Here is a 14,023-nt window from a genome sequence, read left to right on the forward strand (position 1 = left end):
TGTCACGAGTTCATCAAGTGTTCAATCGGGTTTTTCCAGCTGATGTCCGCCTTTGGATAATTGGAGTTTACTTCAGATGCTAAAAAATGAAAATCATCTTTTGTAAATCCTTGCAGTTTGGCCTCGTCCTTTACCCAGATGAAGATGGATACGACATCGAAGGAATCATCTTTGGTCCCTAAGTATTTTTCGCCTTCGAACAAGGCGCCTTTATATGTGATGAAGAAGTTTTTTCGGACGTTTTTGACATCATCATAGAAATAATATTGCTCCGCTTCATAAGCGTCATCGAGCTTCCGTTTCGGATCCGTCAAATACCGGATGCCCCGGTAAAACAAGTAAACGATGAAGGCGATGATGGCAATGCGAATCAATAGAGCCAAATCCATTCCCCCTTTTACATACATGGTACTCTCCTATACGGATGACCAAGCAGTTTGGTTTCAAGATAATACACATTTTGGAGGTTTTTTTAATGCAATTACCAAAACTTTTTACAATGCAGCAGGAGTTAGATTCATTTATTGAGAAAAATCGGGAACAAACCCAAAATGTGTTCGAAGAAAAAGGATTAGCGCTCCTCGTCGAGCTCGCCGAATTAGCAAATGAAACCCGTTGTTTCAAGTTTTGGAGCTCAAGAGGGCCTTCAGAACGGGCAGTTATCCTAGAAGAATACGTGGACTCCATCCATTTCCTTCTTTCGCTAGGCATTGAAAAAGGCTTCGACTCATTGGTGGATTGGCCCGTTGGAAAAGTGGAAGGAAACCTCACACAACTGTTCCTGAAAACGACCGCATCTATTTATATATTTCTACAACAATTGACATTGGAAACATATGAGCAGGTATGGGTCCACTATGGTGCCATCGCGCAAGAACTAGGATTTTCCCGGGATGATATTTTATCGGCATACATAGCGAAGAATGAAGAGAATTTTAAGCGACAACGGAACGGCTACTAATATAATTTAATAGAAAAATTAAAAAATTGATTGACAGAAACACTAAGATAAAAAATAATGGAGGTAGATGAGGCGATAACTAGGAGGCGACATTGTGAAGGAATGGAATAAAGAAGACTTTGGGTTGCGGTTGAAAGCGTTGCGCGAACAGCGTGGGCTTTCCATGATGGCTTTCGGCTCGGCGATCGGCACTTCCGCGAGCCGGATTAAAGACTGGGAGAAGGGGAAAAATGCCCCTTCGGCCGCTTGGATTGCGAAGATTTCTGAAAGGTTCAATGTATCAACGGATGAACTGATATTAGGGGATAGCAAGACTGCCAAAGCATTCAAAAGCACAGGCAATACGAATATTGAGATGCTCTATGATAAACTGCGGGAAACGATTGTGGAAGAGAAGGGCGATGAATTACCGATGGATCGCTCCACGGAATTGTATGCCGAGCTGGATACCGTCAATAAAGAGCGTTATCGAAGCGGCAAAGGCAGACGGTTTGCTGAAAGGGAGCTGCTGGCAATTGCTACGGAGCTTCCTAAAAAAGAGATGCTAGAACTGTTGGAATTGGCTAAATTGAAAAAGCGTTGGCTATGAGAGATAGAAAGAAAGAGAAAAAAACCAGGAGGCGACTCAGGTGGCTTGTGCTGCTCGTTCTCTGGCTCCTGATTATAGGAATCGTACTATACAAGGGGAATACGACTGTGGGGGTTACGTTTTACGAAGTCACATCGGAACGTATTCCTGATAGTTTTGATTACTATCGGATTGTTCAATTATCAGATTTGCACGATGCAGAATTTGGGGACAATCATCGTGAGCTAGTCAAACGGGTGAAAATGCTGACACCGAGTGTCATTTTTATTACCGGAGATTTCATAGACAGCAACCGTTATGATCTTGAGAGAAGTCTGACATTGATCGAGGAACTTCAATTCGTAGCTCCATTCTATTTCGTAACAGGTAATCATGAAATAGCGACCAATGATGAAAAGCATATAAAAGAAGAATTAGAAAAGTTGGGTGTGCGTGTTTTATCGAATGAGTCCCTATATGTTACAGGAAATGAAGGAGATTTAATTGCCGTTGGAGGAATTGAAGATCCGTTGGCCCACGGGACCGATGATGCAACCACAGTGGGAATGTCAATCGAAAAGACATTTCAAGATGTACCTGAATCTGTTTATAAAATATTGTTATCCCATCGGCCCGAACAATTTGAACAATATGTCAAGGCGGATGTTGATCTTACATTTAGCGGACATGCTCATGGTGGACAGATTCGCATCCCGGGAATTGGCGGATTACTATCACCAGGGCAAGGTTGGTTTCCGCGCTATACGTCTGGAATTCATGAACAGGATGGGAGTCTTATGGTAATTAGCCGGGGGCTCGGAAATAGTATTGTTCCGTTACGGTTGTTCAATCAACCGGAAATTGTTGTTGTCACGCTTAGAACTGTTTGAACGCTTTGAGTCCTAGGGCTCAAAGCGTTTTTTGGATGAATCCTCACAACTCTTGTATGATAGAGTGGAAGAAATGATTCAGAAAGGGTGGAATTGGATGAAAGCGGTTATCCATAAAAATGGAGAGTTACAAGTCGGGGAAATGACTGAACCTACAGCGGGCCAAGGGGAAGTGGTCGTCGCATTACGTGCAGCCGGTCTGAATCGGAGGGATTTGTACATACCGGGACGTCGAGGAAATGCCATAGAAGCTTTGACATTGGGTTCGGATGGAGCTGGTGTCGTAGAGTCCATCGGAGAAGGGGTCACGAACGTTCAAGTTGGGGATGAAGTGATTATTAATCCGTCTCTACGCTGGTATGACAACAGTGACGCGCCACCCGAACAATTTGATATATTAGGCATGCCTGATAATGGAACATTTGCGGAGAAGATCGTCCTGTCCGCGGAACAATTGGAAAAGAAGCCGTCGCATTTGGATTGGGAAGAAGCGGCAGTCAGTCCTATCATTGGCCGGATTGACGGGGTATCGGGCTTTGTTCACAAAAGGTCAATTGAAAGAAAATGATACGGTGTTCATTCCAGGGGCGGGAAGTGGGGTTGCCACTTTTCTTATCTCATTCGCCAAAAACATAGGTGCAAATGTGATTGTCACTTCCCGAAGCGAGGAGAAACGAAAAAAAGCGCTTGAACTTGGGGCAGATTTGGCAATTGATACGAATAGCGATTGGAAACAGGAGCTTGCGGGAAAGACAATCGATCTTGTCATCGAAAGTGTTGGCCGTGCAACGTTCAATCGCTCCCTGGATATTGTAAAGAAAGGTGGCCGCATTGTTGTATTTGGAGCAACTACGGAAGACACCGTCGATTTCGATTTAAGATCTTTCTTTTACGGCCAATATCAATTGCTTGGCTCTACGATGGGAAGCCGGGAAGAATTGCGGGAAATGCTTGCCCATGTGGAGCAATATACTATGCACCCGGTCATTGATAAAGTATTTGATCTGGATCAAGCACTTGAAGCATTCGATTACGTGAAAGATAGTAAGCAATTTGGAAAAGTGGCGTTTCGTATCCATAACTAACCTAAAACGACTAATACTTTCCCATCAGTTTATGGTATAATTAGTCTATTACTTGAGTCTAATTGACATGATGGGGAGAAGGCGTTAATGGGAAGAGAGTTTAGAATACGGCTGACGATTGTCTTAATCGTTTTTTCCTTGATTCTTTCATTGCTCATCGCATTATTTGATTATAAAAAGTTGGAAGAGCGAGTCCGAATCGGACAAGACACCAAAATTGCGATGGCTGAAGACAAAATTATCGATTCGCTTGCGACGATTGATAAAGTTTATAGCATACTAGATGACCAAACCGGAAATTTGATGGAAGAGTATTCAAAGGAATTAGTAGCGAAGTATGAAGTAGAACCCGATTTTGCAAATTGGGATTTTGAAGCGTTACGTAATCAGTTTAATATGGATGTCTTTATTTTAGACGAGGAAAATACAGTCATTCATTCGAGCTTGAAGCAGGACTTAGGGCTGGACTTCAGCGACTGCTGCCCAAATTTCTCCAAGCTATTGGACGAGCGAAGGAATGGAAACGAGTTCGTCCATGACGGCATGGATATCCAAACAAAAACGGGTGAGATCAAGAAATTTAGTTATATCCCAACTCCGGATCATCGCTACTTACTCGAGCTCGGCGTGGAACTTGAAGATGAGGAAATTTTCCGGCAGTTCAACTTTTTGAAGACGGTTGAGGTACTGGAGAAAAAGTACGACGATGTCATTCAGTCGATCCGCATTTACAATCCTAAAGGTGTCCTCATGGGAATCCAAGGAGATGAAGAGTTCCGGAACATCGATGAGTCCCTGCTGCCTTTGTTCAAACAGGCATTGAAGAGTGGCCAGGCAGAAGAGGGCGTTCGAGTCGATGGGGGAAGCCGGGTGACGTATCGGTATATTCCGTACACCGCGGATGAGCGCAGGGGATATTCGACAAATCGCGTCGTGGAAATCGTCTATACGGATGTGGAATTATCGGGTATGCTCAGCGCCTATCAAAATGAGTACATGGTGCAGTTGGCTATCATATTGGCAGCCGCAATCGTCCTCTCCTTCTTCATCGCCCGGCTGGTAGCCAAACCGGTATACCTAGCGTTTCATGATAGTTTGACTGGCTTAAAAAACCGGGCGGCTTTTGAAGAGGAATTCAAGAAAAGGTTTGAGAAAGATAGTGAAGGGAAAGCGCTCATGATGATTGACCTTGATAATTTCAAATCGATCAATGATTTGTTAGGGCATCGGGAAGGAGACAGGATTCTAAGATTGGCCGCCAGCACAATTCAGGATGTGACGGGGCAAGGGAATGTTGCAGCTCGTATCGGAGGCGATGAATTCATCGTCTTGCTATCCAAGACAGATCTGGAAGAAGCGGAACACATTGCTTCAACGTTAATTGGAAAAGTGAATGAAGAATTATCGTGCTTGCGTAACAAGGCTAAGCTTGCCCCGTCCATAAGTGTCGGGATCGCCTTTGCTTCGGCGGATGATGATTTCGAAACCTTATATGAAAAAGCCGATCGAGCCTTATATCGTTCGAAAGAAAACGGGAAAAACCAATATAATCTATATCAGGTAGGATGAGTACATAAAAAAACTATTGCCTTTTAAACTGACTTCTTATGTCTGTTTAAAAGGCTTTTTTAATTAAATCGCAAAAAGCTGTACCCCCCAAAAAACAGGAGTACAGCTTTTCCATGCAGATCAAACGAGCGCTTCGTCATCAATTGAATCCAGCCATTGCTCAATTACGCCAATGACCGACTCCACGCAGCCGTCATCAAATGGGGACATCAAATTGGCTTCGGAGACAAGTGAAGTAAACGATTTAGAGCCACCTAGCTTGCAAAGATGCACATAGTCTTGCCAAGCTTCTTCCCGATTTTCCATAGACCTCTTCCAGAATTGCAGCGCGCAAATTTGGGCGAGCGTATAATCAATATAATAAAACGGACTTGAATAGATATGGGCTTGGCGTTGCCACACGGCACCTGATTCCAAGAACGGATGACCATCATAATCCCGGTTCGGCAGATACACCTTTTCAATTTTTTTCCATGCTTTTTTTCGTTCCGTTGGGGTCATCATTGGATTTTCATAGACGACGTGTTGAAATTCATCCACTGCAACGCCATACGGCAAAAACAGTAACGCACCGCTTAAATGAACGAATTTATATTTATCGGTCTGTTCTTTGAAAAATAGCTCCATCCATGGCCATGTGAAAAACTCCATACTCATTGAATGAATTTCAGCTGACTCATAAGTGGGCCATAAATATTCCGGGATACCGATTGAGCGGCTCGAATATACTTGAAACGCATGACCCGCTTCATGGGTCAACACATCAATATCGCCGGACGTGCCATTGAAATTTGAAAAAATGAAAGGCGAGTCGTAATTATCAATGAAAGTACAATAACCACCAGCTTCCTTCCCTTTTTTCGCTTCCAGATCCATTAGATTTCTCTCCACCATGAAGCGGAAAAACTCATTGGTTTCTTCCGATAGCTCAGCGTACATCTTTTTCCCGTTTTCGACGATCCATCCTGCATCACCTTGAGGCACGGCATTGCCGGAAGGAAAATTAAGAGCTTGGTCATAAAACTTTAATTGGTTGACGCCAATCCGTTGCGCTTGTCGCTTATACAACTGATTAGCCAGGGGGACGATATGGTCTTTAACTTGCTGGCGGAACTTCTTCACCATTTCCGCATCGTAATCGATTCGGTTCATCCTCACATAGCCAAGCTCTACAAAGTTCGTAAAACCAAGAGTTGTCGCAATTTCATGCCGCAACTTGACGAGGTCGTCGTAAATGTCATCGAAGCGCTTCCCATGCTTCTCATAGAAAGAGTAAGAGGCTTGCATGGCGGATTTCCTGACAGCGCGGTCCGCCGACTCTGCATAGGGTCCCATCTGTGCCAATGTCAACGTCTTCCCGTCAAATTCGATTTGAGCGGAAGCGACCAGTTTAGAATAATCCGATACTAATTTATTCTCTTTCTGCAATAAAGGAAGCACTTCGGTTGAAAACGACCGAATCGCATTTTCTGCGAGTGCGAATAATTGGCCGCCCCATTGATTTTCTAATTCTTTCCGAAATGGAGTAGAAATAAGCTTCCGATAATATTCCGTTTCAAGCTCTTGATACTCTGGTCCGATTTCATCAAAGAAATCACGTTCCTTCTGATAAAATTCGTCATTTGTATCAATTGAAGCACGGATATAAACGAGATTTTCCTGAGTCGAAAAGTCGCGACGGATCGCGTTGATCTTTCCAATGATCCTACTCTGTTCTTCGAACGTTCCTGCAGATTGAAATAGCGCTAACAGATCATGAAAGGTTTTCTTCATAGCTACCATGTCAGGACGCATGTAAGCATAATCCTTAAAGGTGATCATCTGGATTCCTCCTTTATTTATTACATAGTTTCTATTGTTCATGAACATCCGGCAAATTGCAAAAATGTATACTTTTCATCGGAAAGAAAATAATGCCAATTCATGAACTAATGGTAAGATAAAAGATAGAAAAAATGATTACGTAGTATGTCGGGAGTGAAAAGCATGAATGTTCAAAAAGAGGAATGGATGACTACAGATCCACAAAAGGGATTGAGTGCCGAATTGGCACAAAATCACTTGGGAAAATTTGGGCCGAATAAACTAGCGGGTGGCAAGAAACGCACATTTTTAGCGAAACTCTTTGCACAAATACATAATATCCTTATTTATGTGCTCCTCGTCGCCGCCATCACATCAGGATTGCTCGGTGAATGGGCAGATGCCATCATTATCGGCATCGTTATTGTCATTAACGCTATCGTGGGAGTTGTCCAGGAATCCAAGGCGGAAGAAGCATTGGAAGCATTAAAAAATATGGCGATTCCGAAAGCCCTTGTACGAAGGGACGGTATTCAACAGGAAATTCCAGCGGAAGAAGTCGTTCCGGGGGATATCGTCTTGCTCGATGCGGGAAGATACGTACCGTGCGATATTCAGCTAATTGAAACGGCGAACTTAAAAATTGAAGAGGCGGCATTGACAGGGGAGTCGGTTCCCGTTGATAAGGATGCTGAATTTAAATCCGATGATTCCTTGCCAATCGGTGACCGGAAGAACATGGCCTTCATGTCGACATTAGCCACCTATGGCCGTGGCACGGGCATTGCGGTTGCAACGGGGATGGAGACGGAAATCGGGAAAGTGGCTGCCATGCTCGACCGCTCTGCAGATGAAGAAACACCGTTGCAGAAAAGCCTTGGCCAACTGGGGAAATATTTAGGACTACTAGCCTTGGCAATCTGTATGGTCATTTTTGTGATCGGCGTCATACAGGGACGGGGTTATTTGGATATGTTCATGTTGGCGGTCAGTCTCGCGGTCGCTGCCATCCCGGAAGGCATGCCGGCTATTGTCTCGATTGTTCTAGCTATCGGAGTCCAGCGAATGATCAAGCAACACGTCATCATCCGGAAGCTTCCTGCGGTGGAAGCTCTCGGTTCCGTCAATGTCATTTGCTCCGACAAGACAGGTACGTTGACGCAGAATCGGATGACCGTCACGAAGATCTATACGGACGGCCTATTGAAACATTTGGATGAGGCAGGTTCCGGGAATGAAGTCGATCGTCTTTTATTTCAAAATATCGCACTTTGTAACGACGCAACCATCTCAGAAACGGGGGAAACCGGTGATCCAACAGAAATTGCCCTACTGATTGCGGCGGAAGTTGCGGGGTTCAATAAAAATCAAGTAGAGGAAATACACGAGCGGATCGGGGAAGTTCCATTCGATTCGACCCGGAAACTGATGACAACGATCCATCGGACGCCGGACGGATACCGTTCCCAGACGAAAGGGGCGATCGATGCCCTTCTTGAAAGGTGTAAGTGGGTAGAAACGTCAGCTCAGGGAGAGTCTCGGCCGCTTGATGAATCCACCCGCCTATCTATCTTGGCGGCTGCCGAAAGCATGTCTTCCGGAGCTCTCCGTGTGTTAGGGTCTGCTTACAAGAAATTGCAGACAGCGAACGCAGAGGAACAGAAAAACGTGGAAGAAGAAATGACATTCATTGGACTTGTCGGAATGATTGATCCGCCAAGGGAAGAAGTGAAGCAGGCGATAGCCATGACGAAAACAGCCGGCATCCGCACGGTAATGATTACAGGAGATCACCGGGATACCGCTTTTGCCATAGCGAAGGAATTGGGGATTGCCTCGGACAAATCGCAAGTTCTGGAAGGCAAGGTGTTGGATACCTTATCTGAACAGGAATTGATTGACAAGTGCGATGACCTACAAGTATTTGCGCGGGTGTCACCTGAACATAAGGTGAAAATCGTCCAGGCGTTAAAAGCGAAAGGGCATATCGTCTCCATGACAGGGGACGGGGTAAATGATGCCCCTTCCTTGAAAGCGGCGGATATCGGAGTGGCGATGGGCATCACCGGAACGGATGTGGCCAAAGGTGCATCCGATATGATCCTGACCGATGATAATTTTTCTTCCATTGTCAAGGCGGTGGAAGAAGGCCGGACCATTTACCGCAATATTAAAAAGGCGATCATCTTCCTGTTGTCTTGCAATATCGGGGAAATCATTGCGTTATTTGCGGCAATCTTGCTCGGTTGGCCGGCTCTGTTGCGTCCAATCCATATTTTATGGGTGAACTTGGTGACCGACACGTTCCCGGCATTGTCGCTTGGTGTGGACCCAGAGGAAGCTGGAGTCATGAAAGAAAAGCCGCGGCAACGGGATGAGAATATTCTTAAAGGCGCTGTCCCTTTTCTAGTGCTCAATGGATTGTTAATCGGGGCCATTACGCTCGTCGCCTTCGTTTTCGGGGTATATACAGCTGGAGCTTATACTGGTGGATTCTGGACGATGTTTTCCCATACGTTACCGGAGAGTGCGATTATCCAAGGGCAGACGATGGCATTTGTTGCCCTTAGCTTCTCTCAACTGATCCATTCACTTAATTTCAGGTCAATGGATCAGTCCATATTCAAGGCTGGCCTCTTTAAGAATAAATTTCTGATAGCTTCCATTTTGTTCGGCATTGCCATGCAGGTCGCCATCGTGACCATTACACCGATTGCCGATGTGTTCAGTGTCCATTCGCTCGGTTTGACCGAGTGGGCTATCATCGCTGGACTTAGCCTGTTGCCGCTTGTCATAAATGAAGGCGTAAAACTGCTCAAAAAATGAAAAATACGGCGGAATGTTGTACTATGGAAGATAGCGAAAAGCATGAAAGGCTGATGGATGTATGCAAATTGATGAATACTCGGTTGAGAAGTTGGTCGATCCGACAGGTATCCTAACGGGAAATCGGTATGAATTCCGTCTATATCTGACATTGGATGAAGATGATGAATTATATACGGAAGTAGGGACGGGTCTGCGTGTTATTTACAAGGAAGACGGGAATGAAAAGAGAATCGTCTCCTATCACTTTTTTGACCGTTCCACCGAAGCTGTGTTGGACTTTGAATTGGAAGAGGATGAAATGGAGAAAATCCTGGAGTTCTGTAGGACTCATTTGGAAGAATAAAGCAAAACATGACTGTACCTTACCGAAATAGGAGTGTGGAAGATGAGTGAAGAAATCGTAGATATCACCATTATAGGAGGGGGACCAACCGGATTATTTGCTTCCTTCTATGCAGGAATGCGACAAATGTCGGTTAAGATCCTGGACAGCTTGCCTCAACTGGGCGGGCAGCTTACTGAGTTATATCCGGATAAGTATATTTACGATGTCGGTGGATTCCCGAAAGTTCTTGCAAAAGATTTCGTTGCAAACCTGGTGGAGCAGGCCCAGTATTCCGAACCGGAAATTCTATTGGAGGAAACTGCGATTTCAGCAACTCGTGAAGGTGATCATTTTGTCCTGAAAACGGATAAAGGAGTTCATCTGACTAGAACAATCTTGTTAACTGCCGGAATTGGAGCTTTTCAGCCCCGAAAAATTGGCCTGTCCGAAGAGGAAGGCTTTGCTGGCAAGAGCCTTCATTATAGCATTAAGGAATTGTCGTTTTTCAAAGATAAACAAGTTCTCGTTTGCGGGGGAGGAGACTCTGCGGTGGATTGGGCGCTCATGTTAGAGGATGTCGCTTCGAACGTGACACTCGTCCATCGACGAGAACGCTTCACGGCCCATGAGACGAGCGTCAACCAATTGATGGCCTCGAAAGTGAAGGTTATAACGTCCCGTACAGTGAAACAGATCAACGGAGCAGATGGGCAAGCCGAAAGTGTGGTCCTAGTTGAAAAAGACGGCACGGAGGAATTGCTGTCTGTGGATCATGTCATTGTCAACTACGGAAATGTCTCGTCCCTCGGACCATTGAAGGAATGGGGATTGGAGATGGATCGGACTTCCGTTCTGGTGAATTCCCGAATGGAGACGAATATTGAAGGGATCTATGCAGCGGGAGATATTACGAATTATGACGGCAAAGTGAAATTGATTGCAGTCGGACTGGGAGAAGCTCCGATTGCCATTAATCACGCCAAGGCTTATATCGATCCGAAAGCAAGATTGCAGCCACTGCATAGTACAAGTGTTTTCAAAGAGTAAGCATAGAAAAAAAGCGGCAGAAGGGATTCATCCTTCTGCCGCTTTTTTTAGTTTATAGCAATGTCATTACGATGTTTCTCAATCTCTCTCATACGTTGGTCATATTCCTCTACCGTCATATTGCTTTCGACAAAGTAACGGTTTCTAGGGTGCTTCCGGCATTCATCCGAACAGCTGCGCATGTAGAGATGCTCGTTCTCCTCGGAACAAAGGATTTTAGCATTGCACTCCGGATTTGCGCAGTTTACATAGCGTTCGCATGGTGTGCCATCAAAATGATCTCGGCCGACAACGACATGTTCGACTTGGTTAACCGGAACAGCGATACGCTCGTCAAACACATAACATTGTCCATCCCAAAGCTGTCCTTGGGCAACAGGATCTTTGCCGTACGAAACAATTCCACCGTGCAATTGGCTGACATCTTCGAATCCTTCGCGGACAAGCCATCCGGAGAATTTTTCACAGCGGATACCACCTGTGCAATATGTTAAGATTTTTTTCCCTTCAAATTGCTCTTTATTTTCGCGGATCCATTCCGGTAGATCACGGAAGTTCTCAATATCCGGACGGATTGCACCGCGGAAATGGCCTAGGTCATATTCATAATCATTTCGCGCATCGATGATGACGGTATCCTCTTCCTGCATTTGTTTGAACCACTCTTCAGGACTTAACCGTTTCCCGGTCAATTCATTCGGATTGATATCTTCTTCCAAGCTCAGGTTCACAATCTCTTTCCGAGGGCGGACGTGCATTTTCTTGAATGCGTGTCCATCCGCTTCGTCAATTTTAAATACGATATCTTCGAAGCGGCTATCGTTTCTCATCATCTCCATGTAAGCATTCGTCTGGGCAACGGTACCTGAACAAGTTCCGTTAATCCCTTCCGCACCCACAAGAATACGTCCTTTTAAGCCGATTTCCTTACATGCTGCCAAATGCTCTGCAGCAAACGTGACAGGGTCTTCGATCGGTACATATTTATAATACAGAAGAACCCGGTATGTGCCTTTTTCCATTTCCTTTTACCCACCTTATTTTTAAAGTCAACAACCGGATCGGCAAATATATAATTCGATTTTTAGACATGCAAAAGTAAACCCGCATTTGCAAGATCCGGGTTTTGTCATTATATCACATCGGTACGGGATGGAAAAGTATTTTTCATCTGTTCTTTTTACATAAAAAGGAGCGGAAAATGATTCAGTTTTTTCTAACAGATAACAAGTATTGGGTTTTGTTACAATCTCCTGTATACTTGAATCATAGATTTTTCGCCAATATTCTACTAAAATCTATTTTTTTCGAAACTATTTTGGACCGATGCCGTCTAATTTTCTACCAATAGAAAAGGAGTATTTTGTATGAAAAAAACAGCAAGGAGAAGACGTTCTTTCTGGATCGATGTCACTTTTTCCATAACGATCATCACCTTAACCGTAGCGGCTATTTATCTCATCTTCACCACTCATAAGCAGGAAGCTGCCGCGTCTCCTGACAAACAGAAGAAAAAGGCGACAGCTCCTCCTACCATCATTGAAACGATCGATTCCAATTATCCGGGCATCAAAATCATTACGGAAACGTCGAACGATCCTTTTGCTCCTTATGCGATCCAATATCCCCAAAGTATACATACAGCATTTAATGAAGAGGTATTGACATATATCAACCAAGCAAAAGCTAATTATTTAGTTATAATGAAGGAAAATAAGAAACTGGGCATGGAACCGGACGGGGAACTCAACGTCTCGTTCGAAACGCTGACCCATCATTCTGGGAACTATTCATTAGTGCTCATGACGAATATGTTTACTGGAGGAAAAGCAGGTACTTCTGAAATCCGTTCATTCCATCTAAATCCGAGGACAGGGGAGAGTATCGCCATCACGGATTTACTGGGCGGTAATCAAAAACGTTTGGAAAAACTGTCCCTTCTTGTAAAAGAAGCGATCCTAGAGGATGCCGCGCTTGAGAACTATCTTAAGCAAGAAGCGGTTGAACAGCAGACAAAAGAGGATTGGTCCCATTTCCAAAACTTTGCGATTACGGATCAATCCCTCATATTTTATTTCAAGGAAGATAGCTTTGCCACACGAGTTGCTGGGCCTCCAGTCATCGCTTTGCCAGTGGAGAAGGTAAAACATCTCCTAGTAAACCGGTTTCAAGCAAGGGCAGTGGAGCCCGTGAAGGAGCCTTCAGCGGGTGAACAGCAATCTGAGAGCCCGGTGGATGAACAAGCTGTGCCGGAAGAGGAAAGTTCCAACCCGGTTGCAGTAGGGAATGAAGCCGTCAATGAACCGGAAGAATCTACGGTCAAAAAAGTCGCATTGACTTTTGATGATGGGCCAGATCCGAAAGTGACGACCCAAATTATTGATACCCTACAAAAATACGATGCCAAGGCAACGTTTTTCATGCTGGGCAGCCGCGTCGAATACTATCCAGAAATTGCGAAACAAGTGGCAGAAGCGGGGCATGAACTTGGCAACCACTCCTGGCACCATCCCGATTTGACAAAAATGGGGGCCGAAAAAGCGAGAAATGAAATACTTCGGACTTCGGGGATCATTGAAGAAGTAACCGGAAAAAAAGCCACGGTCTTCCGGCCTCCGTACGGTGCTGTCAACAAGCAAGTCCGGAATGTCGCCGGATTGCCCGTCGTTTTATGGGATGTCGATACATTGGATTGGAAACACCGGGATGCCGATCTATTACTTGAGAAGGTGAAGAGCCTTACAAAAGACAGAAGCATCATACTTATGCATGATATCCACCAATCCACGGCGCAAGGCCTTGATGCGGTCTTGGATTATTTGCAAAATGAAGGATATGTTTTTGTCACAGTTTCAGAGATGGATTGAAATAAATTTCCCTTAGGACATCGAGGAATGTCCTAAGGGATTTTTTGTGTTTTGTTCTATACATATTAGAACACAGGTG

General features: G+C 44.7%; 11 protein-coding genes and 1 pseudogene. 9 read left to right on the forward strand and 3 right to left on the reverse strand.

What is annotated here, in order from left to right:
• Positions 1–2 precede the first annotated feature (2 nt).
• Positions 3–389 (reverse strand): sigma-w pathway protein ysdB, encoded by a 387-nt coding sequence (locus tag AB1K83_RS04645; protein ID WP_413057085.1) that lies wholly within the window; start codon positions 387–389, stop codon positions 3–5.
• Positions 390–475: 86 nt separating this feature from the next.
• On the opposite strand from AB1K83_RS04645, the gene AB1K83_RS04650 reads away from it, so the two are divergent.
• From AB1K83_RS04650 to AB1K83_RS04670, 5 genes and pseudogenes are all read left to right on the forward strand, one after another.
• Positions 476–961 carry a dUTP diphosphatase gene (locus AB1K83_RS04650; RefSeq protein WP_413056983.1) on the forward strand — a complete coding sequence of 162 codons (486 nt, stop codon included), beginning with the start codon at positions 476–478 and terminating at the stop codon, positions 959–961.
• A gap of 94 nt (positions 962–1,055) precedes the next feature.
• A complete protein-coding gene (locus AB1K83_RS04655) occupies positions 1,056–1,550 on the forward strand; it encodes a helix-turn-helix domain-containing protein (RefSeq protein ID WP_413056984.1) in 495 nt (164 codons plus the stop codon).
• A 107-nt stretch (positions 1,551–1,657) separates the two neighbouring features.
• Positions 1,658–2,419 carry a metallophosphoesterase gene (locus tag AB1K83_RS04660; RefSeq protein WP_413056985.1) on the forward strand — a complete coding sequence of 254 codons (762 nt, stop codon included), beginning with the start codon at positions 1,658–1,660 and terminating at the stop codon, positions 2,417–2,419.
• Positions 2,420–2,516: 97 nt separating this feature from the next.
• Positions 2,517–3,504 (forward strand): annotated as a pseudogene (locus tag AB1K83_RS04665) (zinc-binding dehydrogenase).
• Between the two features lie 87 nt (positions 3,505–3,591).
• Positions 3,592–5,073, forward strand: a complete 1,482-nt coding sequence (locus AB1K83_RS04670) for a GGDEF domain-containing protein (RefSeq protein ID WP_413056986.1) — start codon at positions 3,592–3,594, stop codon at positions 5,071–5,073.
• A gap of 120 nt (positions 5,074–5,193) precedes the next feature.
• Here AB1K83_RS04670 and AB1K83_RS04675 read toward each other — a convergent pair whose 3' ends face one another.
• A complete protein-coding gene (locus tag AB1K83_RS04675) occupies positions 5,194–6,894 on the reverse strand; it encodes a M3 family oligoendopeptidase (protein WP_413056987.1) in 1,701 nt (566 codons plus the stop codon).
• Positions 6,895–7,059: 165 nt separating this feature from the next.
• Between AB1K83_RS04675 and AB1K83_RS04680 the strand changes: the two genes are divergently transcribed.
• The 3 genes from AB1K83_RS04680 (at position 7,060) to AB1K83_RS04690 (ending at position 11,077) form a co-directional block, all read left to right on the forward strand.
• Complete coding sequence (locus AB1K83_RS04680) at positions 7,060–9,702, forward strand: cation-translocating P-type ATPase (RefSeq protein ID WP_413056988.1); 2,643 nt, start codon at positions 7,060–7,062, stop codon at positions 9,700–9,702.
• A 61-nt stretch (positions 9,703–9,763) separates the two neighbouring features.
• Complete coding sequence (locus tag AB1K83_RS04685; protein WP_413056989.1) at positions 9,764–10,048, forward strand: DUF6509 family protein; 285 nt, start codon at positions 9,764–9,766, stop codon at positions 10,046–10,048.
• A gap of 42 nt (positions 10,049–10,090) precedes the next feature.
• Positions 10,091–11,077, forward strand: a complete 987-nt coding sequence (locus tag AB1K83_RS04690) for an NAD(P)/FAD-dependent oxidoreductase (RefSeq protein WP_413056990.1) — start codon at positions 10,091–10,093, stop codon at positions 11,075–11,077.
• A 47-nt stretch (positions 11,078–11,124) separates the two neighbouring features.
• On the opposite strand, the gene AB1K83_RS04695 is transcribed toward AB1K83_RS04690, so the two are convergent.
• Positions 11,125–12,099 carry a rhodanese-related sulfurtransferase gene (locus AB1K83_RS04695; RefSeq protein ID WP_413056991.1) on the reverse strand — a complete coding sequence of 325 codons (975 nt, stop codon included), beginning with the start codon at positions 12,097–12,099 and terminating at the stop codon, positions 11,125–11,127.
• Between the two features lie 345 nt (positions 12,100–12,444).
• Here AB1K83_RS04695 and AB1K83_RS04700 point away from each other — a divergent pair, with 345 nt between their 5' ends.
• Positions 12,445–13,944 (forward strand): polysaccharide deacetylase family protein, encoded by a 1,500-nt coding sequence (locus tag AB1K83_RS04700; RefSeq protein ID WP_413056992.1) that lies wholly within the window; start codon positions 12,445–12,447, stop codon positions 13,942–13,944.
• Positions 13,945–14,023: the final 79 nt, after the last annotated feature.

The sequence above is a fragment of the Sporosarcina sp. 179-K 3D1 HS genome, assembly GCF_047228905.1.
In the GTDB taxonomy this organism is placed as follows: Bacteria; Bacillota; Bacilli; order Bacillales_A; family Planococcaceae; genus Sporosarcina.